The 25,911-nt window shown below is 70.8% G+C and carries 22 protein-coding genes; 9 read left to right on the top strand and 13 right to left on the bottom strand.

What is annotated here, in order from left to right:
• The first annotated feature begins 48 nt into the window (after positions 1-48).
• Complete coding sequence (locus CW359_RS23805; protein WP_105972136.1) at positions 49-444, top strand: hypothetical protein; 396 nt, start codon at positions 49-51, stop codon at positions 442-444.
• Entirely contained in the window at positions 441-1,385 is a 945-nt protein-coding gene (locus CW359_RS23800; RefSeq protein ID WP_105972135.1) for a hypothetical protein, read from the top strand. Before CW359_RS23805 ends, CW359_RS23800 begins: the two co-directional genes overlap by 4 nt.
• A gap of 9 nt (positions 1,386-1,394) precedes the next feature.
• Here CW359_RS23800 and CW359_RS23795 read toward each other — a convergent pair whose 3' ends face one another.
• The 5 genes from CW359_RS23795 to CW359_RS23775 all read right to left on the bottom strand — a co-directional run bounded on the left by CW359_RS23795 (position 1,395) and on the right by CW359_RS23775 (position 8,075).
• A complete protein-coding gene (locus tag CW359_RS23795; RefSeq protein WP_105972134.1) occupies positions 1,395-4,697 on the bottom strand; it encodes a CHAT domain-containing protein in 3,303 nt (1,100 codons plus the stop codon).
• A gap of 1 nt (position 4,698) precedes the next feature.
• On the bottom strand, positions 4,699-5,211 hold the full coding sequence (locus CW359_RS23790) for a hypothetical protein (RefSeq protein WP_105972133.1): 513 nt from the start codon (positions 5,209-5,211) through the stop codon (positions 4,699-4,701).
• Positions 5,212-5,318: 107 nt separating this feature from the next.
• Positions 5,319-6,086 carry an SDR family NAD(P)-dependent oxidoreductase gene (locus CW359_RS23785; protein ID WP_105972132.1) on the bottom strand — a complete coding sequence of 256 codons (768 nt, stop codon included), beginning with the start codon at positions 6,084-6,086 and terminating at the stop codon, positions 5,319-5,321.
• Positions 6,087-6,093: 7 nt separating this feature from the next.
• A complete protein-coding gene (locus CW359_RS23780; RefSeq protein ID WP_105972131.1) occupies positions 6,094-6,858 on the bottom strand; it encodes an SDR family NAD(P)-dependent oxidoreductase in 765 nt (254 codons plus the stop codon).
• Positions 6,859-6,902: 44 nt separating this feature from the next.
• On the bottom strand, positions 6,903-8,075 hold the full coding sequence (locus tag CW359_RS23775) for an acyl-CoA dehydrogenase family protein (RefSeq protein WP_105972130.1): 1,173 nt from the start codon (positions 8,073-8,075) through the stop codon (positions 6,903-6,905).
• Between the two features lie 97 nt (positions 8,076-8,172).
• On the opposite strand from CW359_RS23775, the gene CW359_RS23770 reads away from it, so the two are divergent.
• Positions 8,173-9,345: a thiolase family protein gene (locus tag CW359_RS23770; RefSeq protein ID WP_105972129.1), complete on the top strand. Its 1,173-nt coding sequence runs from the start codon at positions 8,173-8,175 to the stop codon at positions 9,343-9,345.
• Between the two features lie 113 nt (positions 9,346-9,458).
• On the opposite strand, the gene CW359_RS23765 is transcribed toward CW359_RS23770, so the two are convergent.
• The 3 genes from CW359_RS23765 to CW359_RS23755 are packed head-to-tail and all read right to left on the bottom strand — an operon-like array spanning position 9,459 to position 12,966.
• A complete protein-coding gene (locus CW359_RS23765) occupies positions 9,459-10,172 on the bottom strand; it encodes an ABC transporter ATP-binding protein (RefSeq protein ID WP_105972128.1) in 714 nt (237 codons plus the stop codon).
• Complete coding sequence (locus CW359_RS23760) at positions 10,169-11,026, bottom strand: ABC transporter ATP-binding protein (protein WP_105972127.1); 858 nt, start codon at positions 11,024-11,026, stop codon at positions 10,169-10,171. The genes CW359_RS23765 and CW359_RS23760 overlap by 4 nt, the downstream gene beginning before the upstream one ends.
• A complete protein-coding gene (locus CW359_RS23755) occupies positions 11,023-12,966 on the bottom strand; it encodes an ABC transporter permease (RefSeq protein ID WP_105972126.1) in 1,944 nt (647 codons plus the stop codon). Before CW359_RS23755 ends, CW359_RS23760 begins: the two co-directional genes overlap by 4 nt.
• A gap of 166 nt (positions 12,967-13,132) precedes the next feature.
• Here CW359_RS23755 and CW359_RS23750 point away from each other — a divergent pair, with 166 nt between their 5' ends.
• Positions 13,133-14,386: an ABC transporter substrate-binding protein gene (locus tag CW359_RS23750; protein ID WP_105972125.1), complete on the top strand. Its 1,254-nt coding sequence runs from the start codon at positions 13,133-13,135 to the stop codon at positions 14,384-14,386.
• A 97-nt stretch (positions 14,387-14,483) separates the two neighbouring features.
• Here the strand turns inward: CW359_RS23750 and CW359_RS23745 are convergent, their stop codons facing one another.
• A complete protein-coding gene (locus tag CW359_RS23745) occupies positions 14,484-15,962 on the bottom strand; it encodes an aldehyde dehydrogenase family protein (RefSeq protein WP_105972124.1) in 1,479 nt (492 codons plus the stop codon).
• A 206-nt stretch (positions 15,963-16,168) separates the two neighbouring features.
• Between CW359_RS23745 and CW359_RS23740 the strand changes: the two genes are divergently transcribed.
• Positions 16,169-17,446: an amidohydrolase family protein gene (locus tag CW359_RS23740; protein WP_105972123.1), complete on the top strand. Its 1,278-nt coding sequence runs from the start codon at positions 16,169-16,171 to the stop codon at positions 17,444-17,446.
• Between the two features lie 71 nt (positions 17,447-17,517).
• Here the strand turns inward: CW359_RS23740 and CW359_RS23735 are convergent, their stop codons facing one another.
• Positions 17,518-18,522 (bottom strand): LLM class flavin-dependent oxidoreductase, encoded by a 1,005-nt coding sequence (locus tag CW359_RS23735; protein ID WP_232838555.1) that lies wholly within the window; start codon positions 18,520-18,522, stop codon positions 17,518-17,520.
• 93 nt (positions 18,523-18,615) lie between these two features.
• Positions 18,616-19,389, bottom strand: a complete 774-nt coding sequence (locus CW359_RS23730; RefSeq protein ID WP_105972121.1) for an enoyl-CoA hydratase/isomerase family protein — start codon at positions 19,387-19,389, stop codon at positions 18,616-18,618.
• A gap of 118 nt (positions 19,390-19,507) precedes the next feature.
• Here CW359_RS23730 and CW359_RS23725 point away from each other — a divergent pair, with 118 nt between their 5' ends.
• From CW359_RS23725 to CW359_RS23715, 3 genes are read left to right on the top strand one after another with little or no spacing between them, the layout of a single operon-like run.
• Positions 19,508-19,819, top strand: a complete 312-nt coding sequence (locus CW359_RS23725; protein ID WP_105972120.1) for a hypothetical protein — start codon at positions 19,508-19,510, stop codon at positions 19,817-19,819.
• 20 nt (positions 19,820-19,839) lie between these two features.
• Positions 19,840-21,354: a class I adenylate-forming enzyme family protein gene (locus CW359_RS23720; RefSeq protein WP_105972119.1), complete on the top strand. Its 1,515-nt coding sequence runs from the start codon at positions 19,840-19,842 to the stop codon at positions 21,352-21,354.
• Positions 21,355-21,365: 11 nt separating this feature from the next.
• The gene (locus CW359_RS23715; protein ID WP_105972118.1) at positions 21,366-22,391 is read left to right on the top strand and encodes a phosphotransferase family protein; all 1,026 of its coding nucleotides are present in this window, start codon (positions 21,366-21,368) and stop codon (positions 22,389-22,391) included.
• Between the two features lie 44 nt (positions 22,392-22,435).
• Here the strand turns inward: CW359_RS23715 and CW359_RS23710 are convergent, their stop codons facing one another.
• Both CW359_RS23710 and CW359_RS23705 read right to left on the bottom strand, forming a co-directional pair.
• Positions 22,436-23,182 (bottom strand): SDR family NAD(P)-dependent oxidoreductase, encoded by a 747-nt coding sequence (locus tag CW359_RS23710; RefSeq protein ID WP_105972117.1) that lies wholly within the window; start codon positions 23,180-23,182, stop codon positions 22,436-22,438.
• Positions 23,179-24,498 (bottom strand): acyl-CoA dehydrogenase family protein, encoded by a 1,320-nt coding sequence (locus tag CW359_RS23705; protein WP_105972116.1) that lies wholly within the window; start codon positions 24,496-24,498, stop codon positions 23,179-23,181. The genes CW359_RS23710 and CW359_RS23705 overlap by 4 nt, the downstream gene beginning before the upstream one ends.
• A gap of 122 nt (positions 24,499-24,620) precedes the next feature.
• Between CW359_RS23705 and CW359_RS23700 the strand changes: the two genes are divergently transcribed.
• Complete coding sequence (locus CW359_RS23700; RefSeq protein ID WP_198655355.1) at positions 24,621-25,853, top strand: CaiB/BaiF CoA transferase family protein; 1,233 nt, start codon at positions 24,621-24,623, stop codon at positions 25,851-25,853.
• Positions 25,854-25,911 lie beyond the last annotated feature (58 nt).

Genomic DNA, 25,911 nt, shown 5'->3' with positions numbered 1-25,911 from the left:
CGTCGCGTGCCACACTCGTGACCCGTTCGTACCAGTGCTGGGGGACACGTGACGGAGAGCACCAGGCTGCGGGTTCTGGCCCGGGAGTTGCTGGCGGCGCTGCCGCGGATCGTGGGTGCGGACGCCGGGCGGGTCGATCACGAGATCCGGCAGGCGTTGGCCGTGCCGGGGGACGAGGCGCTGCGGCGGGTGCTCGTCGCCGATGACCGGCTGGTGGCATGGATACGGGTGCGGCCGGGCGGCGAGGACGAGTACCGGGCGCTGCCCAGCGGGTACTCGGCGCCGATCGGTCGAGCGTCGGCCGCAGGTTTGTCCGGGGCCACCCTGTTCGTTTGTCGGACGGACGGTTGTGCGGCGCCCGACAGCTTCCTCCGTAGGAACCTCCGGCAACAGGTTCCCTACTGCGCGTCCTGCAACCGCCTGCTCAGCCGGGCTCCCTCGTGACGGTCTTCTGGAACGCGGCGGCCGGCAAGCTTGTCGAGCGCTGGCTCGCCACCGGGTTCGCCGCCTCGGTCTACTGGCTGGTGCTGTCCGTGCTGTGGCTGCTCGGCACCGGGCGTCCCCGGGCGGAGGCCGCCCTGCGGCTGCGGGACTTCGGTGGGCTGGGAGCCGGGGAGCAGGTGGCGCTGCTGCTGATCGGCCTGGTGGTCTTGGCCGCGTCCAGCCTGCTCATGCAGCAGTTGACCCTGCCCGCGCTTCGGCTGCTCGAAGGGTACTGGCCCCGCTGGGCGGAGCCCCTGAGCCGCAGGCTGCGGGAGCGGTACATCCGCCGGGCCGCCGCCTACGAGGCCGAGGTGGAGGCGTTGTTGCGGCGGCGCCTGGGACTGCCCGCCGCCCAGGGCGGAGGACCGCCGCTCGATGTCCGCGAGTTGGTTCGGCTCGGTCGGCTGGAGGAGAGGCTGCGCTGGACGCCCCGCCCCGAACGCACACTTGCCACGCCCCTGGGGAACACGCTGCGCGCCGCCGAGACGGAACCCCTCGACAAGTACGGCCTCGACGCGACGGTCCTGTGGCCGCATCTGTGGACACTTCTGCCGGACCTGCTGCGTCAGGACCTCGCGGCGGCCAGACGGCAGGTGGACAGCGCGGTGGCGGCCGGGGTGTGGGGACTTCTGCTGCTGCCGGCCGCGTTCCGCACGCCCTGGGCGCTGCTCGCGCTCCCCTTCGTGTACGTGATGTGGTGCGGCGTACTGCCCGGCGCGTGCCGGGAGTTCGGCGTGCTGATGGGCGCCGCGTTCGATCTCCATCGCGGGGATCTGTACCGGGCCCTGCGGCACCCGCTCCCCGCCGATGCCGCCGCCGAGATACCTGCCGGAGAGCGCCTGACCGCAGCCGTGCTCCGGGGGTCCGACGACCGGGCACTGCTGTACGTCCCCGATCCCTGACCGGTTCGCTCACGGGCCGTAGTGCGTGAACGGAGCCCACGTGTACGGGTCCGGATGCGAGCGGCGCACCTCCCGTACAGCCTCGTGCAGTACGACCCCCGGCTCGACGCCTCCCGCCGGTGCTGCGGCGACCCGGCGGTGGAACGCCGTGGCGACCTCCGCCGCCACCGAGTCCCGTACGGGCCACTGGGCGGCGACGACATGGCGGAACCCCGAGCCCAGGAGCATGCCCGCCACATGGACCTGGTCGTCGGCGAGGGTGAGTTGACCGGTGGCGGTGCTGCACGCGGAGAGGAACGCCAGTTCCGCGTGGTCGAGGTTCAGGGCGCCCAGGGTGTCCGCGTCGATGCCTCCGTGCAGCGCGTGGTCGTGGGGTACGAGGTGCGCGCTTCCGGCGACCTGGACGTTCTGCGAGCCGTGTCCGGCGAAGTGGAACCAGGTGTGGCGTGGCAGCTCCGTCAGGATGCGGGCCTTCGTGGCTTGCGGGCCGGTCAGCTCCGTACAGCCCGGGTAGAGCCGTCGTAGAGCCTGCAACTCGGCCATGGCTGCGGTGAGTTGGCGCGTGTCCGGGGTTTCGGGCACGACCACGAGGGGGTTGCCGGGCGGCGGGGCGAGGACGACTGATCCCCTGTGCGCCGCCACTCGCAGCGCGCGGAGTGTGGTCGTGTACGACGAGATGACGTGGTCCGCGGCGGACTCCCCGCCGCTGCCGCCGTACAGGGAGGCGTACTCGCCGGCCGCGTGCAGTGGGACGAAGGACAGCATGCCGGTCGGGCACCACCAGATGCGCGGCAGCCCGTGCGGGCCGGTCTGGCCTACCGCGTCGAGCACGGGGCGGACCGTGGTGTGCCACAGCCAGCGCAGCGCGCCGTTCACCGCGACGCGCGTGCCCTTGTCGCGGTCCTCGGCCGAGCGCAACGGCTCGACTCCCCGCTGTACGCCCCAAAGGAACGTGCCCGCCTGCCGGTTGACGGCGTCGTACGTCACCTTGGGCAGAGGGACGACGGTGACCTGTCCGTCGCGGACGAGCAGGGCGTCGCAGCGGTAACGGCTCACGTTGAGTATCGCGACGGTCCGTCCGGCGGTGTCCAGCACCTCGTCACGCGGCTGGGCGGCGACGGGGAGGAGAAGTCCGCGGCCCCGTTCCAGCAGGGTGACGGCCGCCACCGGGTCCCCGGCCGCCAGCGCGCACGCGGCGGCCTGCGAGGCGAGACCGAAGAACGAGGCGACCCCGTGTTCCCGTACGGCGTCGTCCCGGTCGGCGAGCCGGGCGGCCAGCAGGTCGATCGCGTCGGCGAAGGCGTCGCGGGCCGGCCGCCACTGTCCCGCGTCGGCGTGCATGCGGCCGAGCGCGACGGCCGCGGAGACCCGCTCCGCGCTCGTCGTCCCGTCGCCCTCGGCGATGTGGGCCCGCAGCAGGCCCACGCTCTCGGCCGTGGGCGCTCCGGCCCGCAGGACGAGGCAGCGGGCGAGCGTCGCCGTAGCCGTGGCGTGGTGGCGTTGGCCCGGTGGCGCCGCAGCCACCGCGGCGCGCAGGAGGCGTTCGGCCTCGTCGAGGAGAGCGCCGTCGCGGAGACCGGGGTCCCGCTCGGTCTCGAACAGGTCGAGCAGCGTGGCTCCCAGGTTGAACGTCGCGAGCCGGACCGGGTCGGTGCCGGGTTCCCCCATCCGCAGGATGTCCCGGTACCTGTCCGCCGCACGGCGGATGACCACGGGGTCGCCCTCGCTGCGACGACGCGCCACCGCGGCGGCGTTGTTGAGCGCGGTCAGCTGATCCGGACCGGCGGGCGGACAGGCGTCCACGGCCAGTTCGGCTACCTCCTCCGCCTCGTCGAACGCGGCGTTCCGCGCCCCCACGTCCGTGAGGATCGCCGCACGCAGCATCAGCGCGTGGCCGAGGTGCAGCAGTGCCAGCGCGCGGGAGCGGCTGCCGGGCGGGCACAACTCCTCGGCGTGCCTGAACCGTTCGACGGCGGTGTCCAGTTCACGCGGGTCGCCCTGCACCTCGTAGCACCGGATCAGGACGCGGGCGAGGGTGTCCAGCATCGGCGGGTTGGCCGTGTCCCCGGGCTGCAGAACCTCCACGGACGCCAGTGCGCTCTCCCGGGCCGCGCGCAGCAACTCCTCGTCGCCGGTGCGGAGATGGTGCTCGAACCGTGCGTCCGCGAGGTCGCTGAGGTGTACGGCGCGCATGGCGTGGCCGGGCGGCAACGACTCCGCCGCGAGGGTGAGCGCCGCGACCGCGCGCACGAGGGCGTCGACGTCACCCGTGCGCTGGCCCAGCAGGAACAGCAGCCGGCCGTGGCGCGCGTACGCGAGGTGGGCCTCGCCGTCGTCGGACAGGCCGGTCACCGCCGCCTCCGCCGACACCAGAGCCTCCTGGAGCAGCGTGAGGTCCTGGCCGACCACGTACTGGTCGCCCAGGACGCGGGCGGCCGTCGCGTGGACGAACGGTGCCATGGGGCTGTCCGGACGCAGTTGCCGAACGGCCGCCCTGCACAGCTCAGTTGCCTCGCTCAGCAGTCCCTCGGTGGCGTCGACGCGGGCCCGGGTGCACAGGAGGTCCGCCCGCTGGACGACGAGCCGGGGGTAGTGGGCGTGGGCGGGGCTGATGCTCCGTAATGCCAGCTCGGAGGCGTCGGTCGCGGCACTCAGTTTGCCCGTGTCGCCGGTCGCCTCGAAGTGGTCGAGGAGTGTGACGCAGAGGTTGTAGGCGGGCAGATGGGCCAGGACATCACGCGGCGGGACGGCACCGGCGGCGGTCCGCAGACAGTCCGCGGCCTGCTCCAGCCGCCAGATCTCCTGCGGATCGCAGGGGAACCGGCGGCGCAGGAACATGCCGAGGAGGACCAGGAGGGAATACTGCCTGCCTTCCTCCACGGCCGTCCGGTCGAAGGCGCGCAGTACGTCGATCCACTGGTCGAGGGCGACCGGATCCGTCGCTGTCGCCGGGTCGTCCAGGGCGTTCTCCGCGTCGGTCAGCAGTTGTTGCAGCCGCCCGGCGGGGGCGTCCTCGGGCCCGGCGGCGGCCCGCAGCAACGCCTCCACATGCGCGGGCAGTTCGTCGGGCAGCGCCTTCGCGACCTTGGTGAACAGCTGGAACGCCAACCGGGCGTCGGCGCCGCCGAGTTCGTCCGTCGCCACCGCGCGGTACTGGTAGAGCCAGGCGACGGCGGCCACCGACTCGGCGGTGGGGTGCTCCACAGCGCGTGCCGCGTCCTGCTCGGCCTCCGGGGCGAGCACCGCCCACGCGTCGCCGGTGCGGAATCCGTCCAGCCGGGCCCGTACCGCGTCCAGAGGGGAACCGTGCACGTCAGGTGTCCTCCCACATCCCGAACGGCAACTCGTCGCCGTAGAGCCACAGTCTGCTGCTCGGCGCGGCGAGATCGCTTTCGAGACGGGGGATCCACTCACGCAGCGCGTCACGCGCCCGGGGGTTCCAGGCCCACAGGAAGTCGATCATGTCGTCGGGCACTTTCTCCAGCGCCTGATCCTCGGGGCCCCCGCCACGGAAGCGGCGGCTGAAGCGCGCCTCGGCCGCCGCGTCGCCGAACTGGTGGAACCAGCCGTAGGCGTTGGCGCTGATCATCTGGGAGATGTACTCGGACAGCGCCAGCAGGTTCTGCGGAGTGGGCTCCTTGCCCACCGAGAAGAGCACCCCGTGGAAGAAGTCAGGGAAGAGCGGCGGAATGTCACGCGGTTCCCCCGAGGGGTCGGCCCCGGTCCGGCCCGGTGCGGGCGAGTCGTCGTTCTCGCGGGACGCGCGGAGCGAGACGACGCCGAAACCCACGATGCCGAGCACCACGAGCACGATGAAGAACGACATGCCAAGTCCCCCTTCAGGCAGCCTCCTTCGCTCACTATGACGGACAGTTGGGCCGCAAGTGTAGGGATATGCCTGAGAACTCCGGCCGGTTCCACGTCCGGCATGTCCTACACCGAGAGCGCGAATCCGCCCGTCACGCGCAGCGTCTCGCCCGTGATGAAGGACGCCCTCGGCGACACCAGATACAGCAGCGCCTCCACGATGTCCTGCTCCAACCCCTCCTGGGGCAGGATCTGTTCGCCGCGGACGCGGTCCGCCTCCGCCGGGGACAGCTGGGCCCGTACGGCGTCCGTGAAGATCAGGCCCGGGGCGATGGCGTTGACACGGATGCCGTCGGCGGCGAACTCCCTTGCGAACGCCACGGTCAGGCCGCGTACGGCCAGTTTGGAGACGCCGTAGATGCTGCGGTTCGCGTAGGCGGCCGAGGAGGAGATGTTGACGACGGAGGCTCCGGGGCGGCCCCGCATGGCCTGTTGGGCCGCGAGGGTGCAGATGACGGTGCCCATGACGTTGACGTCGAGGACGCGACGCACCTTGGCCAGGCCCAGTTCGGTGAAGGGTTTGTTGTAGGCGGCGTGCAGGCCCGCGTTGTTGACCAGGATGTCGAGCCCGCCGTGGCGTTCGACGATCCCGTCCACGACCGCGCCGACCTCGTCCTCGTCGGCGACGTCGCAGGTGACGCCGGTCGCGCCGAGGCCCTTCGCGGTGAGTTCGGCGGCGGCCTCGGTCGCGGCGGCGCCGTCGATGTCGGCCAGCACGACATGCGCGCCGAGGGCCGACAGGGCCTCCCCGAACGCCTTGCCGAAGCCCCGGCCGCCGCCGGTGATGAGGGCCACCTTGCCCTGGTGTTCCGCGAGTTGGGAGATTTCCGGCATCAGGACCTCACTTCGGGCCGAACCGCTGGCCGGCGTCGAGACGCAGGCACTGGCCGTTCAGCATCGGGTTGTCGACGACGGCGAGCGCGAGCTTCGCGTACTCCTCGGGGCGGCCCAGGCGACGCGGGAACGCGGCGTCCTTGACCAGCGCCGCCCGCACCTCGGCGGGGATCTTCTCGGTGGCGCCCGTCTCGAACAGGCTGGGCGCGATGGCCACGACCCGGATGCCCAGCGAGCCGAGATCGCGGGCCATGGTGAGGCTCATACCGGCGATCGCCGCCTTCGCCGCCGAGTACGCGACCTGCCCGATCTGCCCCTCGAACGCCGCGATCGACGACGTGTTGACGATGACGCCCCGCTCGCCGTCCGGCTCCTCGGGCTCGTTGCGGCTCATGTGCGCGGCGGCGAGCCGGCTGATGTTGAAGGTGGCCACGGCGTTCAGATCGAGCACCCGGCGGAAGGTCTCCAGGTCGTGCGGCCCCTCCTTGCCGAGCGTGCGCTTCACACTGCCGCCGCCCGCCGTCGTGACCGACACATGCAGCCCGCCCAGGGCCTCGACGGCGGCACCGAGCACGTCCTCCGTCGCCGCGAAGTCGGTCACGTCCACGGGGTGGAAGCTCCCGCCGAACGCGGCGGCGACCTCCGCACCGGCCGACGCCGGACGGTCGAGCACGGCGACCTCGGCGCCCCGGGCCGCGAGCAGCTCGGCGGTCGCCCGGCCCATGCCGGAAGCGCCGCCGAACACCACGGCCTTCTTGCCCTTGATCTCCATCGGAACCTTTCGGGTCTGTTCGCCGGTTCAGGACGCGGTGGTTGTCAGGAAGCGGCGGTTGTGGGGGAGTTGACGCCGGTGGACGGCCGCAGGAGCGTGCACAGACGGTCGCGGTGGACGGCCGCGTCGCCGTACAGCACGCTGTCGGCCCTGGCGCGGCGCAGATACAGATGCAGGTCGTGCTCCCAGGTGAAGCCGATCCCACCGTGCAACTGGAGCGCCCTCGCCGCGACTTCGCCCGCGCCCGCCGAGACGTACGAGGCCGCCGCACAGGCCGCGCGGGCCGCGTCGTCGGTGCCCGCGTCGGCGGCCATCGCCGCGTAATGGGTGGCGGCCTGGGCCCCGTGCACGAGGAGCGCCATGTCGGCGGCGGCGTGCTTGACGGCCTGGAACGCGCCGATCGGCTGCCCGAACTGCACGCGGGACGTGGTGTGTTCGACGGTCAGCTCCAGCATGCGCCGCATCACCCCGAGCGCGTCGGCGCACCGCAGCACCGACGCCTCGTCGAGCAGCCGCTGGATCTCGACGGACCCGGCGCCGAGCCGACGGCCGTGCGGCACACGTACGCCGTCCAGGCGGACCTCGTGGAACGCGCGCGTCGGATCGAGGGTGCGTTGGCGTCGGACGGTGACGCCCGGGGCGGCGCGGTCGACGAGGAACGAGGCGGGCACGCCGTCGTGTTGTGCGCTGACCAGGAGCCACCGGGCGCCGCCCGCGTCCTGTACGGCGGTCTTGACGCCGTCGAGGACGAATTCGGCCCCGGATCCGTTTCCGTCGTGGGTGTGTGCGGTGGTGTTCACTCCGTCCAGGGACCAGGGGGACCTCGGTTCGGCGAACGCCCAGGTGGCGTACGACGATCCGGCGGCCAGGGCGGGCAGCACCTCGGAACGCAGTTCGGGCGAACCCGAGTCGGTGAGCGCCCTGCCGACGATCGCTGTAGGCGCGAAGGGGCCCCGCCCGAGAGCGCGGCCCATCTCCTCGGCCACGAGGGCGAGTTCGACCAGGCCCTGGCCGCTGCCGCCGAACTCCTCGGGCAGCCCGAGCCCCGGCCAGCCGAGGTCGGCGGTCAGCTGCCAGACCTCGGGGTCGACATCGGCGTCGTCGTCCTTGTCGCGGTCCATCCAGGCCCGGACGTGCTCGATCGGGGCCCGGTCCGACAGCAGGTCGCGCGAGGCCTCGCGCAGCATGCGCTGCTCTTCGCTGAGCTCGAAGTTCACCCGAACAAGGTATCCTCTATTCTCGATTTGGGCGAGATCACCGGCGGGATTCGCAGAGCCTTGTTGGCCTCAGGCTTATTTGAGTACTCTTAATTGCATGGTTGATGCCGTACTTCTCTCCGCGTGCCGCACCGCGATCGGAACCGCCCGACGGGGAACCCTGCGGGACACCAGCGCCTTCGATCTCGCCACCGTCGTCGTCCGTGAGGCCGTGCTCCGCAGCGGGCTGCCGCCGGAGACGATCGACGACGTCGTCCTCGGTGAGTCACTCGCCGGGGGCGGTGACATCGCCCGGTACGCGGCACTCCGGGCCGGGCTGACCCACGTACCGGGTCTCGCGCACAACCGGCACTGCGCCTCCGGGCTGGCGAGCGTGGCGACCGCCGCCGGGAGCGTACGGGCCGGGATGGACCGGGTCGTCGTCGCGGGCGGGACGCACTCGTCGTCCACGGCGCCCGTGTCCCGGTGGCGCACTCCCGGCACCGACGACTGGCAGGACCCCTGGATGGCGCCGACCCATGTGCCGACGCCCGAGGCCCCCAACGACGACATGGGCGTCCTCGTCGGCTGGAACACCGCCCGGCTGGCCGGCCTCACCCGCGAGGAGATGGACGCGTGGGCGCTGCGCTCGCACGCGCGGGCGGTGCGGGCCATCGACGAGGGGCGGTTCACCGAGGAGATCGTGCCGGTGAAGGTCACCGGGCGGGACGGGGTGACGTCCGTCTTCGACACCGACGAGCACCCTCGGCGGGACACCAGTGCGGAGCGGCTGGCGGCGCTGAAGGTGCTGCACCCCGAGATCCCGGGCTTCTCCATCACCGCCGGGAACTCCAGCGGGGTCAACGACGGCGCGGCTGCGGTCGTCGTCGCCGGGTCGGACGTCGCCGCCGAACACGGGATTGTGCCGCTGGCGACCGTCCGGGCCTGGGCGAGCGTCGGAGTCGATCCGGTGGAGACGGGGTTGGCGCCGATCGCCGCGATCCGCAAGGCGCTCGGGCGGGCGGGGATCGGAGTGGGGGAGGTTGATCTGTTCGAGGTGAACGAGGCGTTCGCCGCGGTGGCTGTCGCTACGACTCGGGAGCTGGGGCTTGATCCGGAGCGGGTCAATCCCTTCGGGAGTGGGTGCAGTTTGGGGCATCCGATTGCCATGACCGGTACGCGGATGGTGGTGACGTTGGCGTATGAGTTGCGTCGGCGGGGTGGGGGGATCGCTGTGGCGGCGATGTGTGCGGGTGGGGGGATGGGGTCGGCTGTGGTTCTGACGGTGTGACAGCGCGGGCGCGGGAGGGGGTGGTGGGATTTCGCCGTGGGCGGGTGCGGGTTCGTCGTGGCTTGTCGCGCAGTTCCCCGCGCCCCTGAAAGTAGGCGGCTGCGCCGCCTCTTTCAGGAGCCCAGGTAGCGGTGTAGTAGCTCCGGGCCCGCCTCTGTTGCCGGGCCCGACCAAGCTGCTCGGCCTCGTTGGAGGATCAGGCAGTCGTCGGCGAAGTTCAGGGCCCTGGTGGCGAACTGCTCGATCATGATGACCGCCACGCCTGCCGCGCGGGCCCGGCGCAGGCTTTCGAAGACGACGTCGACCATCTTCGGGGCGAGGCCCAGGGAGAGTTCGTCGGCGATGACGAGTCGGGGGTCGATCATCAGGGCTCGGGCGAGGGACAGCATCTGTTGTTCGCCGCCGGAGAGTGTGCCCGCCTGCTGGCGCTGGCGGTCCCGCAGTGCGGGGAAGACGGTGAAGGCCCTGTCCACTGCCGCCGGTCTGCCGCGTCGGTCGCCGGTCGTCGCCATCCGCAGGTTTTCCATGACCGTCAGGGACGGGAACACGCCCCGGCCCTCCGGGAGATGGAGGACGCCCGCCCTGCGGATCGACTCGGGAGGCCTGCCGGTCAGGTCGTCGCCGTCGAGTACGACGGAGCCGCTGACCGGCGGTACCAGTCCCGAGAGGGCTCTGGCCAGGGTGCTCTTGCCCGCGCCGTTCGCGCCGAGTACCGCCAGTGCGGTGTTCGGGGCCACGCTGAAGGTCACGTCGCTCAGCGCCTGGGCGGTGCCGTACCGGACGGTCAGGTCCTGGACGGTCAGCAAGGGTGACGTCGTAACCGTCATGCCGTGGCCCTCTCCTCGTCCTGCCTGTCGTGCTCGACGTTTTCGTCGGGTCCGTCGTGCTCGTCCTCTTCCGTGCCCAGGTACGCCGCCCGAACCGCCGGATCCGCCCGCACCTCCGCCGGAGTGCCCGCGCTGATGCCGACGCCGAAGTCGAGGACATGGACGAAGTCGCTGATGCCCAGGACGAGTTCGACGTCGTGCTCGACCAGCAGCAGGGACACCCCGTGTTCGGCCACCAGGCCGGTGAGCGTGGCCGCCAACTCGTCCGTCTCCCGTGCGTCCAGCCCCGACGACGGCTCGTCCAGCAGGAGGACGTTCGGGTCGACGGCCAGCGCGCGGGCGATCTCCAACAGCCGGCCGGTGCCCAACGGCAGCCCCGCCACCGGGAGATGGACATACGGAGTCAGCCGCAGCGCCGCGAGGATCCCGTCGACCCGGCGGTCCTCCTCTGCGCCCGCCCGCCGGAAGCCGCCCGCGGTGACGAGGTCGGTCCAGATACGTCGGCGCGCGTGCCGCAACCGGTACGCCAGCACCACATGCTGACGTACCGTCAACCCCGGGAACAGCTCGGGGTGTTGAAAGGTCCGGGCCAGCCCGTGTCTCGCCCGCGCCTGCGCGCTCACCGAGGTGACATCGCGGCCGTCCATCAGCACCGCGCCCGAGCTGGGTCGCAACAGCCCCGACAGTACGGCGAACAGGGTGCTCTTGCCCGCCCCGTTGGGCCCGACCAGCCCCACCACCGCACCCGGCGGCACCGCCAGGTCCACCGAGTCGAGGGCGACGAGCCCGCCGAAGCGGACGGTCACGCCCCGGGCCTCGATGCGTGGTGGCGTCGTACCGGCGAGGGCGGTCATACGAGTTCTCCCTGGGGAGTCGGAGCCGAGGGCTTGTCGGCGGCCGGTGTGCGTCGGGTGCGCAACCAGCCGCTCACCGTGCGCAGTTGGCGGGCGTGCATGGCGAGTACGCCCTCGGGGTCGCGGGCCAGCATGACCGCGCCGAAGCCGAACATGATGACCGGGACCTCCGCCCAGCGCGTCGGCAGATACGTCTGGAACACACTCGGCAGCACGGCGAACGCCAGACCGGCGACGAGCGCGCCCACCACCGGCCGTGCCCCCACGGTGACCAGGACCGCAAGCCAGACCAGGCCGGTGAACGGGCTGAACGAGTCGGGCAGCGCCGACTGGTAGGCGAGTGCGAGGAAACCGCCGCCGACCGCGGCGACGAAGGTCGCGACGGCGGACACGAGCACCTTGACCGGTACGACGCCCAGACCGAGGGTGCGGGAGCCCGTCTCGCTCCAGCGGACCGCCGTCACGGCCAGGCCTGCCGTCGAGCGCCGCAGGTTCACGGCGAAGACGCCAAGTGCGCAGAAGACCGCGAGGGAGAGGAACGCGAACGTCCTGTTGTCCAGGGCCCATTCGGGGCGGGGCATGTAGATGCCCTGGCCCGAGTTGTAGAAGCGGTCCCGCATGAAGATCAGGTTCTGGGCGAGCAGACCGAAGGTCAGGGTCACCAGGGCGACGTACAGATTGCCCAGCCGGATCGTCAGCAGGCCGAGGACCACGCCCACCGGGACCACGCACACCGCGCTCACCAGCACCGCCGCCAGCGGGGGCCAGCCGGAGTTCGTGGCGAGGTCCGCCGCGAACAGGGCGCCGAGTCCCGCGAAGGTGATCTGGCACAGCCAGATCATGCCGCCCTCACCGGTGACGAGCGTGCAGGACAGGAGCGCCGTCGCCAGGGCGATGCCCGTCGCCACGAGGCCGGTCCAGAAGTCGTCGAGGATCAGGGGCAGGCAGGCGACTACGGCGATGGTCAGCAACGGGGCGACGTATCCCGAGCCGGTGGTGGCGGTGGGCGCCGTACCGCTCTCCGTGCGGATCGCGCGGTCCAGGACACCGCCCGTGGGCGCGTCGCCCGCCCGGCCGCGCAGGGCGTGCGCGAGCAGGAAGGCCAGCATGAACAGGAACGGCACGCTGGGCACGATCTGCGCCGACAGCGCGCTCTCCGGATCGAGATAGCGCTGGATCACGCTCGTGACGACGCCCATCGCCAGGGCCACCCCGACCGCCGTCGGCAGACTGCGCAACCGGGCCGCGACCACCGCCGCGAAGGCCGCCGCCATCAGGAAGGTCATGCCCTCCACCGAGAGTCCGGCGGTCGGTGCCACCAGTACGCCGGCCAGTCCCGCAAGGAGCGCGCTGAACGCCCACACGCCGAGGGACACCCGCGCCGGGCTCACCCCCGACATCGCGGTGAGGGCGGGGGAGTCGACCAGCGCGCGGACCCTCAGCCCGGTGTCGGTGAACCGCAGCAGCGCGGTGCCGACGAGCAGGACCAGGGCCAGTCCGGCGTACGTGATCAGCTGGTTCGCGTCGACGACCGTGCCGAACGGCCGGTACACCGCGACCGGTTGGGGCGCGAGGCCCGGAGCGGTGACGTTCACCAGCTGCCCTAGGGCCAGGTTGACGAGGGGCGGCAGCGCGACCGACAGGCCGATCGTGGCGGCGATCTTCACGAGTGGCGAGCGCTGCCGCAGATGGCGGAAGAGCACCGCGTACAGCAGCACGCCCAGCGCCGGGCCGAACAGGCCGATCGCCACGACGGCCGCCAGCGGCAGCGGCCAGCCCTGCTCGATGTGGAGGAAGTAGTAGAAGCGGGCGACGGCGAACGCCATGGCGCCGAACGCGAAGTTGAAGACGCCCGACGACACATGGGTGACGACGAGCGAGGCGGCGGCGATGGCGTAGATGGCCCCGAGGGCGAGGCCCGCGACGACGTAGGAGAGCAACGACGGCCTCCTGGAAGGGTGATGCCCGGGAGAGCGGACATCGATTAAAGTGCGCTCATATAGCGTTCTCGTCAACCCTGAAGGGCGATATCGCCGCTTCAACCGGTGACAAAGGATACTTAATATGCTGCACTGTGCCTCGCGGACCCCTGCCTGAGGAGTGCACATGAGAAGAGTCAGTGCCATCGCCACCTGGACCGGCGCCGCGGTACTCCTGCTCGCCGGGTGCGGCAGCGGCGGTTCCAGCGGGGTGGACAACACGAGCGGGCCGGTCAAGGTCGGCGTCCTGACCGCGCTGAGCGGCGCGGCCGGTGCCCACTACGCCGGTACGGAGAGCGGCGTCGAGGCCCGCTTCGCGGCCTACAAGGCGGCCGGCGGCAAGTGCGCCTCGCGCGGCTTCGACGTGGTCATGGCCGACGACCAGTCCACCCCGCAGGGCGCGCTCACCGCCGCCCAGCGCCTGGTGCAGCAGGAACACGTGTACGCCGTACTGCCCGTGAGCACCTACTTCTACGGCGCCGGGCAGTACGCCGGTACGGGGGCCGGCGGGACGCCGTTCCTCGGGGGCGCGTTCGACGGCGGCGAGCAGTGGTTCAACCCGAAGTACGACAACCTCTTCCCGGCGATGTCCGGCACCGACTACGACCGGACCGCGACCACCCTGGGCGCGTACTGGAAGAAGCTCGGCGGCACCAAGGTCGCCGTCGTCTCCTCCAACACCCCGAGCGCCGCCAAGGCCGCCGAGGGAGCCGCGCTGTCGGCGGAACACGCGGGACTCGCCCGTGGCTACGTCAACGAACGCGTCCCCTTCGGGAGCAGCGACGTAGGCGCGATCGTCCTCGGCATCAAGAAGTCCGGCGCCGACGTGCTGTACGCCCCGGTGATCCCCGAGACCGGCTTCGCGCTCGCCACCGGGCTGCGCCGGGCCGGCGTACAGATGAAGTCGGTGCTCCTGGCCACCGGTTACGGCGCCGACCTGCTCAAGTCGCCGCCCACGCTGAAGGTCGCGCAGGGCGTCGGCTTCATGACGTCGTACTCACCTGTCGAGATGAACACCGAGGCCACCCGCACCTGGTCCGCCGCCCTGAAGAAGTACGCCAAGTCGGAGTCCGGCATACCGTCGTTCTCCCAGGCCGTCGGCTGGATCAGCGCCGACCTGCTCATCTACGGCCTGGAGAAGGCGGGTTGCACCGCGAGCCAGGAGAAACTGATGACCGCCCTGCGCGCCGACAAGAGCTGGACGGCGGGAGGCCTCTTCCCGAAGCCCACCGACTTCGCCAACAAGGGGACGTACTCGGTAGGGGGCCCCGGCGACTGCACCTTCATCTCCATCCTGCGCGACGAGAAGTTCGTCCCGGACCCGCAGGGCTCACCGGCGTGCGGAGAGCAGATCCCCGGCGTGAAGGTAACGGTCAGCTAGAACCGCCCTGAGGGGAGCGCCCCGAAAGGGGCGCGGGGAACTGCGCGACCAGCCCCCACCAACCCGCGGTCAAAACACAACCGCACCCCCCGAACCCCTACCGAGCCGCCCAGCAAACCGCCTTCGTCTGCAGATACTCCTCCAACCCGAACTCCCCCCACTCCCGCCCCAGCCCACTCTGCTTGTACCCACCAAAGGCGACCCGCGGATTGACCCCCGCACTACCCCCGTTGACAGCCACGCCACCCGCCCGAACCCGCGCCGCGATCGCAAGCGCGGCCACAGGATCCCCGCTCCACACAGCCGCAGCGAGCCCGTACGGACTGTCGTTCGCGATCCGCACCGCCTCCTCGTCGTCCGTGAACGGGATGACGACACCGACCGGCCCGAAGAACTCCGTACGCGCGATGGTCATCGAGTTGTCGACGCCGGTGAAGAGGGTGGGTTCCACGTACCAGCCACGGTCGAGGCCCGCAGGGCGCCTGCCGCCGAGGACGAGCAGGGCCCCCTCCTCCTCGCCGATCCGGATCAGCTTCTCCACTTTGTCCCGCTGGGCCTCGCTGATCAACGGGCCCATGGTGGTGGCCGCTTCGGCGGGGTCGCCGACCTTCACTGCGGCGAGGGCCGCGCTCAGCCGCGCGACGAACTCGTCGTGGACGGACTCGTGCACGAGGGTGCGGGTCAGGAGCGAGCAGCCCTGGCCCGCGTGGGTGGTCATGCCGATCAGCGCGGAGCGTACCGCGCCGTCGAGGTCGCCGTCGGCGCGGACGATGTTGGCCGACTTGCCGCCGAGTTCGAGGACGACCTTCTTGAGGGAGGCGGCTGCCTGGACGTACACCGTGCGGCCGACCGTGTCCGAGCCGGTGAAGCTGACCAGGTCCACCATCGGGTGGGTGGTCAGCTCGCGGCCCGCCTCGACGTCGCCGGTCACGATGTTCAGTACGCCCGGGGGCAGTCCGGCCGCGTCGGCGAAGTCGCCGATGAGGAGGGACTCCAGGGGGGTCGCGGGCGCCGGTTTGAGTACGGCGGTGCAGCCCGCCGCGAGGGCCGGGATCACCTTCATCATGCTGAGGAAGAAGGGGAAGTTGTAGGCGGAGATCAGGGCGCACACGCCGAACGGCTCGCGGCGCAGCACCCCTTGGGAGATGCCGACGCCCGGCGCGACCGTCGGTTCCAGCGGGCGCTCCCAGGCGAAGGCCGGCATCACCCGCTCCGCCATGTCGCGCAGATGCGTCACCGGCACCCGGGTCTGCAGACTCTCCGCGAGCGCCCTGACCGACCCCGCCTCGGCGATGTTGACGGCGACGAGGTCCGGGAGCCGGCGCTCCATCTCCTCGGCCATCCGCAGCAGTACCGCAGCCCGCTCGGCGGGCTTCAGTCGGGGCCACGGACCCTCGTCGAAGGCCCGGCGGGCCGCCTCGACGGCACGGCGCACGTCGGCGGGGGAGGACTGGGGGACCTCGGCGATCGGTTCCTCCGTCGCCGGATTGCGTACGACGAGGGAGGTCTCCGAGTCGCCGTCCGTGCGGCGCCCGTCGACGTAGAGCTGCGAGGAGAACGAGTAGGCCGTCGTCATGGAGTTGAGTGTACTTAATTGGATGCGGGAGGGAAGGGGGTGCGTTGATCGTCCCTGGGTCAGTCAAATGTCAGGCGTTCTTGACGTGATGCACCCCGCTAATCGGTGCGCTGAATCGTTGACTAGACCGATCGGTACAGGTAACTTCGGCCTCATCCGCGGGGTGGATTCTGCGCGAACGACGAGGTTCGAAAGAGGTACCGCCTGTGTTCAAGGAATTTGTCGTCTCCGGTGACTCGCACATCATCGAGCCGGTCGATCTCTTCAAGACCCGGCTCCCCAAGAATCTGCGTGAACGGGCCCTCTGGGAAGAGGAGTTCACGCTCGACGAGCCGATCGTGCCGGGCGGGCACACGGAGTTCAAGAAACTGCACACCATCGGCTTCGACGGCTGGACGATCTCCAAGTACCGCCAGACCGGCGGGGAGACCCCGGACGGCGACCCCGAGCACATCCTCCGGGACATGAACATCGACGGCGTCGACGCCTCGGTGATGTTCCCGAACCTCTCGCTGTTCGTCCTGTTCACCGACGACCACGAACTGTCCATGGCGCACGCCCGCGTCTGGAACGACTACCTGGTCGAGCGCTACCTCCCCTACAAGGACCGGCTGCGCCCGACGGCCGCGATCCCGCTGACGAACGTGCCCGAGGCCGTCGCGGAGATCGAGCGGATCGCGCGGCTGGGACTCGGCGCGATCCTCATTCCGGAGATCCCGCCGCTGCCGTACTACGCCCGGGAGTACGACCCGGTCTGGGCAGCCGCGCAGGCGCACGGGCTGCCGGTCTTCATCCACGTCGCCACGGGCGGGGTGAAGGTCAAGGAAGAGGTGTCCGAGACGGCGGTCACCGTGCGGGGCCTGATGAACGCCATGAACATGGGCAAGGGCAACCTGACCGACGAGATGGTGACCGGCCGGACCATGGGCTTCGCGGTCGGCTCGGCCGTCGCCGGCCCGCAGGGCATCATCGCCAGCCTCGTCGGCGGCGGGGTGTGCGAGCGCTTCCCCGACCTGCACTTCAACCTGATCGAGTACACGGCCGGCTGGCTGGTCTCCTTCATGGGCTACATGGACAAGGCGTGGAAGACCGGCACCGGCCAGGACCCCGACTGGTGGCTCGGCTTCTGGGACGACAACCGCCCCCCGACCGAGCAGTCCTCCATGGGCCGCCTCTTCGCGATCAACGACAAGTGGCCCTACCCGCTCAAGCCCACCGACTACGTCCGCCGCCAGATCCACGTGCAGTTCGCGGACGACCCGACCGCCGTCAAGGCCCGCCACATCACCGGCCTCTCCACGGTCATCTGGGGCAACGACTACCCCCACGCCGAGGGCACCTTCCGCGACAGCGCCGAGTGCATCGCGGAGAACTTCGAGGACGTCAACGACGAGGACCGCGCAGCCATCCTCGGCGGCACGCTCGCCGACGTCGTCCACTTCGACAAGAGCAAGAAGCTCGCGCCGCTGCCCCAGGACGCCTGAGCCACGACCGCGCGACGGACCGGCCCCGGAGCAGCCACGCTCCGGGGCCGGTCGCTTCCGTACCGCCCGGGTCAGGCGGGTTCCGTCACGTCCGGCACCGCGCCGATCAGGGCGAGGGCGGCCCGGCCGTACGCCGCCCGCCGCTTGTGCCCGACCAGGAAACTCGGCGGCGCGAAATAGCCGACGTCGCGGGGGAGCGAGCCGGCCCGGCGGGCGAGGGTGTCCTTGGCCTCGGCGGTCGTCCCGCAGACGGCGATCTCGGCGACCATCTCGTCGGTGACCGCCCGCGCCATGGCATCGGTGTCGCCCGCCCGGAACGCGGTACGCAGCTCGGCGACCGGCCCCTCCCAGCCGTGGTGGGCCACATAGGGGTCGTACGTCTTCACCGTGAGGTAGAAGGCGATCATCCGGCGGGCGTCGGCGACGGCCCGCTCGGGCGCGGCGTCGTCGACCGCCGTGATGATCCAGCCGTGTTCGAGGAAACGGGCCTCCGGATCGCCGCCGCTCGCGCCGCGCGCCACCGAGGGCCGTACGACGTCGTTCCACCAGGAGGCGGTGAACAGTCCGTGCCCCACCACACCGTCGGCGACCCGCCCCGCCGTGGCCGCCATCCCGGAGTTGAACGCGGCGAGCAGGACGGGGATGTCGAGTCGGCCGAGCACCGGGGCCCGGACGTCGGCGTCGATGCCGTAGAACTCGCCGGAGTAGCGGACCCGCTCGCCGTTCTCCGCGTGCAGCCAGGCCCGTACCGCGCCGACGGTCTCGGCGATCCGGGCCACGGGACGCTCGCCGGGTACGCCCAGCCAGTCCCGGTTGATCTTGAACGCCGCGCTGCCCAGCCCCAGGAACAGCCGGCCCGGCGCCTGGGCGTGCAACTGGCGCAGCGCTGTGGCGTGGGCGTAGGGGGTGCGGGCGAAGGCGTAGGCGATGGCGGGGCCCGCGAGGGCGTGCTCGGTGTTCGCCACGATGTCGGCCACGGTGAGGTAGGCGTCGTGGTCGACGAACTCCCCGGCGCAGAAGGCGCCGACCCCGGCCTGCTCGGCCTCCCGTGCGACGTCCCGGCCGGGCCAGGGCATGCCGAACAGCATAGGGAGCCTCCCCCTCGTAGTGCCGATGAACCTCAAGAGCGGTCTATAAAGTGCACTCTTTTAAAGCAGGCTAGGGGAGTGTCAGCGCAGTGTCCACTGCCTCCGGGGCACTTCCGCGCGGTCGACCTCGGCCTTCCCGATCGGATTGCCGATCTGCGTGTACGCCAGTCCGGTGCGCAGGGCCTGGGTGCGCGTCGAGTCGAGGGACTCCCAGATCGCCCGGACCGTGCCCTGGATGGCGGCGGGCGGCTTGGCGGCGATGATGCGCGCGATGTCGTCGGCGCGGGCCCACAGCTCCTCGCGCGGCAGCACCTCGCTGACCAGGCCGATCTGCAGGGCGCGGGCGGCCGACACCCGCTCGTCCAGGCCGAGCAGGGCGATGCGCAGGGCCTCGCCCAGGGGGATGCGGCGGGCCAGGCCGATCGGCTCCAGGGCGGCGGTGAGGCCGTAGCTGACATGCGGATCGAAGAAGGTGGCGTCCTCGGAGCAGATCAGGATGTCGGCCTCGTTCAGCCAGTAGAAGGCGCCGCCGGCCGCCATCCCGTGCACCGCGCAGACCAGGGGTTTCCACACCTGGTTGAGCTTCGGCGAGAGGTACTCGCCGGGGTCGGTCTGCGACCAGACGTTGGGGTGGCGGTCGATGCCCTCCTTGACGTCCATGCCCGTGCAGAAGGCCCGCTCGCCCGCGCCCCGCAACACGACGACGTGCACGTCGTCGTCCGTTTTCACGGTCTGCCAGACGGTCGCGAACTCCTCCAGCATCTCCTGGTTGAAGCCGTTCATGACCTCGGGCCGGTTCAGGGTGATCGTGGCGACATGGTCGGCCACCTCGAACAGGACGGTCTTGAGTTCCATCCGGCACTCCGCTCGTGACGCTGCTTGGTCCGTCATCTCGACGTGATCGAGGTAAGTAGTATACTTTTTTATGGTCTTCGGGCGCCGGAACGGAACAAGATCCGCGGAGGAAGCTGCGATGAGGCCACGTGTGGGGCAGATGCTCGCCAGTTCGGTCGACACGACGGCGGTGATCGTCGTTCGATGCCCGGACAGCGAGTTGGACATCACCTGCGGCGGTGCGGCCATGGCCGAGGCGAACGGGCCGGGACCCGCCGCCACCGGCACCGCCGACCCCGACCAGATGGGCGGTTCCCTGCTGGGCAAGCGGTACGCCGACGACGAACTCGGCCTGGAACTGCTCTGCACGAAACCGGGACAGGGCACGCTGGCACTGAACGGCGTACCGCTGCCACTGAAGAGTCCCAAGCCGCTCCCGGCCTCGGACTGACGGGCGGGGAAGCGGAACCCATGAACATATCGATGCTGCTGGACATGGCCGCCGAGGGCTTCGGCGACCGGATCGTGATCGGCCGCACGGACGACGGCCTGACCGCCCCACGTCTGCGCGAACTGGCCGCCGGCGGAGCCGGGTCGGTGCGCGCGGCCGAGGCCGACGCGATCGTCTACCTGGCGGTGAACGGCCCGGCCCTCCCGGTCGCCCTGTTCGCCGCAGCCCGCGCCGGAGTCCCACTGATCCCGGTCAACTACCGCCTCGGCGAAGCCCAGTTGGCCGCCCTGCTGTCCAACCACCCCCGCGCCCTGGGCATCGCCGACGAGGAACACGGCGAGGCACTGCGCAGGGCGGGACTGGCGGTACGGAGCCCGGCCGAGTGGCTCAAGGAGGCAGCGGAGGCGACCGCCTCCCCGGAGGACGAGGACCCGGCGTCGCCGCCCGGCTCCCCGGCGGTCCTCATCTACACGAGCGGCACGACGTCGACCCCGAAGGGCGTCGTCCTGCGCCACCACAACCTCGTGTCGTACGTACTCGGCACGGTGGAGTTCGCCGGCGCGGGCCCGGAGGAAGCGGCCCTCGTGAGCGTGCCGCCCTACCACATCGCCGCCGTCTCCAACATCCTCACCAACCTCTACGCCGGGCGCCGCGCCCTGTGCCTCGACCAGTTCACCCCGGAGTCCTGGCTGGACCTCGTACGCCGACAGGGCATCACCAACGCGATGGTGGTGCCCACGATGCTCGCCCGGATCATGGACACGGACGGCCTCGACCGGTCGGTGCCCTCGCTTCGCGCGCTCGCGTACGGCGGCGCCCGGATGCCCGTACGGGTGATCGAGACCGCGCTGCGCACCTGGCCGCACATCGACTTCGTGAACGCCTACGGGCTGACGGAGACCTCGTCCACGATCACCATCCTGGGCCCGCAGGAGCACCGTACGGCCGTCGCGAGCGACGATCCCGCCGTACGGGCCCGGCTCGGGTCGGCCGGACTGCCGGTGCCGGGCGTCGAGTTGGAGGTCCGGGACGCGTACGGCGCGGTGGCGGCGCCCGGCGAGACCGGGCAGATCTGGGTGCGCGGCGAGCAGGTCTCGGGGGAGTACGCCGGTCAGGGCTCGGCGGTCGACGAGCGCGGCTTCTTCCACACCCGCGACCAGGGCAGGGTCGACGCCGACGGCTATCTCCACATCGAGGGCAGGGCCGACGACACGATCATCCGGGGCGCCGAGAACATCGCGCCCGCCGAGATCGAGGACGTCCTGCTGTGCCACCCGGACGTGCTGGACGCGGTCGTCGTCGGCGTCCCGGACGAGGAGTGGGGCCAGCGGATCGAGGCCGTGGTCGTGGTCCGCGACGGCGCCGAGATCGACGCCGGGGAGTTGCGCGCGCAGGTACGCGGCACGCTGCGCGGCTCGAAGACGCCTGAGCGCATCACCCGCTGGCCCGAACTGCCCCGTACCCCGACAGGCAAGCTCGTCCGCCGGGACATCGTGGCGGCGCTGACCGCCGAGACCGTCGGCCGACAGGGATGAGAGACCGGTCCATGAGCACCGTCGCCAACAGCACTGACCCCATACCGGAGTTGACGCGGCGCACGGCCGCCGCGCTGCGCTCCTGGGCCCCCGAGGGCACGGTGAGGTCGGTCGAGCCGCTCACCGGCGGCACGTCGAGCCTCACCTACGTGGCCGAACTGTCCGGCGTCCCCGCCGAACACGAGCGCGTGGTCCTCAAGGTGGCCCCGCCCGGCCTGGAACCGGTCCGCAACCGCGACGTACTGCGCCAGGCGCGGCTGATGCAGGTACTGGCGGGCGTACCCGGCGTACGGGTACCGCAGGTGCTGTTCTGGGAGAAGGGCACCCCGCCGGTCCATCAGCCGTTCGTGGCCATGGAGTTGGTGCCCGGGGACTGTGTGGAGCCGATACTGGTCCCGCGCGGCACCCTGCCCCCGGCCCAGGTACGGGCCCGCGCCCTCGACGCGGCCCGCATGCTGGCCCACCTGCACCGGGCCGACCCCAAGCGAACTCCCCTGGCGGTGGAGCCGGTTGTCACCCCGGGCGCCGAAATAGACCGCTGGACAAGGGCGTTCACGACGGTCCCCGAGGACCTCCGCACCGGCTACGAGAAGGTGGCGGAACGTCTGCGCGAGACGATGCCACCGGCGATGATGCCGGCGTTCACCCACGGCGACTACCGCCTGGGGAACACCCTGTGCGACACGGACTCGGTCAACGCGGTGATCGACTGGGAGATCTGGGCACTGGGCGACCCCCGGGTCGACATCACCTGGCTGACCTTCTTCACGGACGAGGCCCACCACCCGGCATCCCCGTCGAACGAACCGACGGGAATGCCCACCAAGGCCGAACTCATCGACGTGTACGAGGAGACCCGAGGCGAACGCCTCCCGGACCTGCGGTGGTTCGAGGCCCTGACGAAGTACAAGGAGTCGGCGGCAACGGCCCTGTTGATCAAGCGGGGCAGAAAAGCAGCCCACTTGACCGACATGCACCAGCGAATGCTCCCAGCACTCCCGGTACTTCTGAACGAGGCTTCACACCTGCTCGCCTAGGGGCGCGGGGGAACTGCGCGACCGGCCCCCACCGACCGCAGGACTCAATACAACCCACCATCGACCCGAATCAAGGCGCCGGTCGTATAGCTGGAAGCGTCACTCGCAAGATAGAGCGCCGTCCCGACGATCTCCTCCGGCCGCCCAGGCCGCCCCACCGCACTACGAGTGACCTGCCGCTTCTCCTCGGACCACGCCTTGGAGACATCCGTCAGAAACGGCCCCGCCGAGATCGTATTGACGCGCACCGTAGGCCCGTACTCCAAGGCGAACACAGTGGTCAGCGCGTTCAACGCGGCCTTCGCCCCCGCATACGGCCCGAACCGAGGCTGAGGGAACAACGCCCCCGACGACGAGACGTTGATGATCGACCCCCCACCCCCCTCGGCCATCCGCTCCCCGACCAACGAGGCAAGCCGAAAAGGCCCTTTGAAGTTGACCCCGATGACCTTGTCGAACAGTTCCTCACTGGTCCCGGCGGAAGACGGCGCCAGAGGCGACATCCCCGCGTTGTTGACGAGGACGTCGACCTTCCCGAACTCCCCGTACGCCGCGTCGACCAGCAGCCCGAGGTCCCCCCAGTGCCCCACATGCGCGGCGACCGGGAAAGCGCGCCGCCCCAACTCACGTACCTCCGAGGCCACCGCCTCGCACGCGTCCATCTTCCGGCTGGCGATCACCACATCGGCCCCGGCGGCGGCGAAGGCCAGCACCATCTCGCGCCCCAGCCCCCGGCTGCCGCCGGTGACGAGCGCGACCTTGCCGGTCAGGTCGAACAGACCATCGCTCATATGTCCGCCCGCCCCGCCAGGTTCTCGTCCTCCACGATGTGCGCGTACCGCTTACGCGCGGCCTCCCGCTTCGGCGGAATGTGCTCGCTCGGGAACAGCCCCTCCGCCGGCCGGTAGTTCCTCAGCAGTCCCTTGGCGATCGTCGTCCGGTGCACCTCGGTGGGCCCGTCCGCGAGGGCCAGGTTCGGTGCGGCCATCCACCACTTGGCGAGCGGCAGTTCGTTCGTCGTGCCGAGCGAGCCGTGCACATGCAGGGCCCGTTGGATGACGTCGTGCAGCACCTTCGCCGTCTGGACCTTGCACATCGCGATCTGCGTACGGGCTGCGCCGTGCGGCTGCGTGTCGATGATCCACGCGGTGTGCAGCACGAGCAGCCGGAACTGCTGCAACTCCACCCAGGAGTCCGCGATGAACTGCTGCACCGCCTGCTTCTCCGCGAGCAGCGCGCCCTGCGTACGCCGGGACAGCGCCCGCTCGCACATCATGTCGAAGGCACGTGTGCACTTGCCGACCGTACGCATCGCGTGATGCACCCGGCCCCCGCCGAGTCGCGCCTGCGCGACCTTGAAGCCTTCGCCCGGGCCGCCGAGCATGGCGTCGAGGGGGACGCGGACCTGGTCGTAGCGGATGTAGGCGTGGATGCCCTCGTCGAGGTTGTCGCGCTCGTCCATCGTGCCGACGTTGCGCCTGATCTCGATGCCCGGGGTCTCGGCGGGCACGATGAACATCGACATCCGGGCGTGCGGCGGCGCGTCCGGGTCGGTGACGGCCATGACGATGAGGAAGGCCGCGTACCGGGCGTTGGACGAGAACCACTTCTCCCCGTCGATGACCCACTCGTCGCCGTCGCGCCGGGCGCGGCAGACGAACTCCTTGGGGTCGGCGCCGGCCTGCGGCTCGGTCATCGAGAACGTGGAGACGATGTCGCCGTCGAGCAGGGGGCGCAGATAGCGGGCCTTCTGCTCCTCCGTGCCGAACATGGCGAGGATCTCGGCGTTCCCGGTGTCCGGGGCGGCGGTGCCGAAGACGGTCGGGGCCCAGTAGGAGCGGCCCAGGATCTCGTTGAGGTACGCGAGTTTGACCTGGCCATACCCCGCGCCGCCCAGCTCGGGGCCGAGATGGCAGGCCCACAGGCCCTGCTCGCGGACCTGGTCCTGGAGAGGCCGCAGGATCGCGCGGGCCTTCTCGTTGCGGGTGTCGTACGGGTCGCCCCCATGGGGGAACAGGAGGTCGAGCGGCTCGACCTCCTCGCGTACGAAGGTCGTCGCCCAGTCCAGCTTGGCCTGGAAATCGGGTTCGATCGAGAAATCCAGCATGACGAAAACAGTATACTTTTTACGGCCCTCGGTCCATACTGAAGCCCGTTCTTCGCTGATTGGGTATGCGCAATAGGGTTCTTGGGTGTCAAGGAGCGTTCAGGCTCGGAGGAGTTGGTCCGATGCAGAGGCCCATGGAAGGTGTGCGGGTCCTTGAGGTCGCACAGTTCACCTTCGTCCCGGCGGCGGGCGCCGTGCTCGCGGACTGGGGCGCCGACGTGATCAAGGTCGAGCACGCCGAACGGGGTGACGGCCAGCGCGGTCTGGTGCGTGTTCTCGGGTACGAGGCCGTCAGCAAGGGTTCGTCGTTCTTCCCGATCATGGAGGGGCCCAACCGCGGCAAACGCAGCGTCGGCCTCGCCCTGGAGAAGCCGTCCGCGCGCCGGGTGCTGGACGAACTGATCCGCACGAGCGACGTGTTCCTGACGAACTTCCTGCCCGGCGCGCGGGCCAAGCTGCGCATCGACGTCGAGGACGTCCGGGCCGTCAACCCCGACATCATCTACGTCCGGGGCAGCGGCTTCGGCGCCCGTGGCGAGGAGGCGGGCAAGGGCGGCTACGACAGCACCGCCTTCTGGGCGCGCGGTGGCAGCGCCGCCGGTGTCACCCCGCCCGGCGCGGACCGGATGAGCCGGATGCCCGCCGGTGCGTACGGCGACTCGATGGGCGGCATGACCATCGCCGGAGGCATCGCCGCCGCTCTCTACTCCCGCGCCACCACCGGTGAACCCTCCGTCGTGGACGTGTCGTTGATCGGTGTCGGCGCCTGGGCGACGCAGTTCACGGTCAACATGGCGCTGATGAACAACGGTCCGCTGCCGGTGAACACCCCGCCCCGGTACGGCTCGGCCACCAACCCTCTCATCGGCGCCTACCGCACCTCGGACGGCCGCTGGATCGAGCTGTCGATGCTCCAACCCGGCCGCTACTGGGCCGAGTTCTGCAAGCTGGCCGGGCGCGAGGAACTCGCCCGTGACGAACGCTTCGACAGCACCGAGAAGTTGATGGCGAACGCCGCCGACGCCGCCGAGATCGTCGCCGGGCTCATCGCGTCCCGCCCGTACGAGGAGTGGGTCGAGATCCTCTCCCGGGGAGAGGGGCAGTGGGCGGCCGTGCAGAGTGCCTGGGAGGTCGGCCAGGACCCCGCGCTGCGCGCCAACGGTCTGATCGCGCCGGTCGTGGACGCCGACGGGGTCGAGCGTGAACTCATCGCCAATCCCGTCCAGTTCGACGAGACGCCGGCCGTGCTGACCCGGGCGCCCCAGTTCGCGGAGCACACCGACGACGTCCTGCGCTCGCTCGGCCTCGGCGAGGAGGAGCTGATCCAGCTCAAGATCGAGGGCGCGGCGACCTGAACGCCCGTACCGCGCGACCGATGGACGACGTGACGAACGTACGACGAGAGGAGCCGTG

The sequence above is a fragment of the Streptomyces geranii genome (genome assembly GCF_002954775.1).
Lineage (GTDB): Bacteria > Actinomycetota > Actinomycetes > Streptomycetales > Streptomycetaceae > Streptomyces > Streptomyces geranii.
This window is presented reverse-complemented; position numbering and strand designations above follow the sequence as displayed.

Bases quoted from the DNA above. Each gene is read 5' to 3' on its own strand.
- CW359_RS23790 (WP_105972133.1), bottom strand. From the start codon at position 5,211: ATGTCGTTCTTCATCGTGCTCGTGGTGCTCGGCATCGTGGGTTTCGGC.
- CW359_RS23785 (WP_105972132.1), bottom strand. From the start codon at position 6,086: ATGCCGGAAATCTCCCAACTCGCGGAACACCAGGGCAAGGTGGCCCTC.
- CW359_RS23780 (WP_105972131.1), bottom strand. From the start codon at position 6,858: ATGGAGATCAAGGGCAAGAAGGCCGTGGTGTTCGGCGGCGCTTCCGGC.
- CW359_RS23770 (WP_105972129.1), top strand. From the start codon at position 8,173: ATGGTTGATGCCGTACTTCTCTCCGCGTGCCGCACCGCGATCGGAACC.
- CW359_RS23765 (WP_105972128.1), bottom strand. From the start codon at position 10,172: ATGACGGTTACGACGTCACCCTTGCTGACCGTCCAGGACCTGACCGTC.
- CW359_RS23760 (WP_105972127.1), bottom strand. From the start codon at position 11,026: ATGACCGCCCTCGCCGGTACGACGCCACCACGCATCGAGGCCCGGGGC.
- CW359_RS23750 (WP_105972125.1), top strand. From the start codon at position 13,133: ATGAGAAGAGTCAGTGCCATCGCCACCTGGACCGGCGCCGCGGTACTC.
- CW359_RS23745 (WP_105972124.1), bottom strand. From the start codon at position 15,962: ATGACGACGGCCTACTCGTTCTCCTCGCAGCTCTACGTCGACGGGCGC.
- CW359_RS23735 (WP_232838555.1), bottom strand. From the start codon at position 18,522: ATGCCCTGGCCCGGCCGGGACGTCGCACGGGAGGCCGAGCAGGCCGGG.
- CW359_RS23730 (WP_105972121.1), bottom strand. From the start codon at position 19,389: ATGGAACTCAAGACCGTCCTGTTCGAGGTGGCCGACCATGTCGCCACG.
- CW359_RS23725 (WP_105972120.1), top strand. From the start codon at position 19,508: ATGAGGCCACGTGTGGGGCAGATGCTCGCCAGTTCGGTCGACACGACG.
- CW359_RS23720 (WP_105972119.1), top strand. From the start codon at position 19,840: ATGAACATATCGATGCTGCTGGACATGGCCGCCGAGGGCTTCGGCGAC.
- CW359_RS23715 (WP_105972118.1), top strand. From the start codon at position 21,366: ATGAGCACCGTCGCCAACAGCACTGACCCCATACCGGAGTTGACGCGG.
- CW359_RS23710 (WP_105972117.1), bottom strand. From the start codon at position 23,182: ATGAGCGATGGTCTGTTCGACCTGACCGGCAAGGTCGCGCTCGTCACC.
- CW359_RS23705 (WP_105972116.1), bottom strand. From the start codon at position 24,498: ATGCTGGATTTCTCGATCGAACCCGATTTCCAGGCCAAGCTGGACTGG.
- CW359_RS23700 (WP_198655355.1), top strand. From the start codon at position 24,621: ATGCAGAGGCCCATGGAAGGTGTGCGGGTCCTTGAGGTCGCACAGTTC.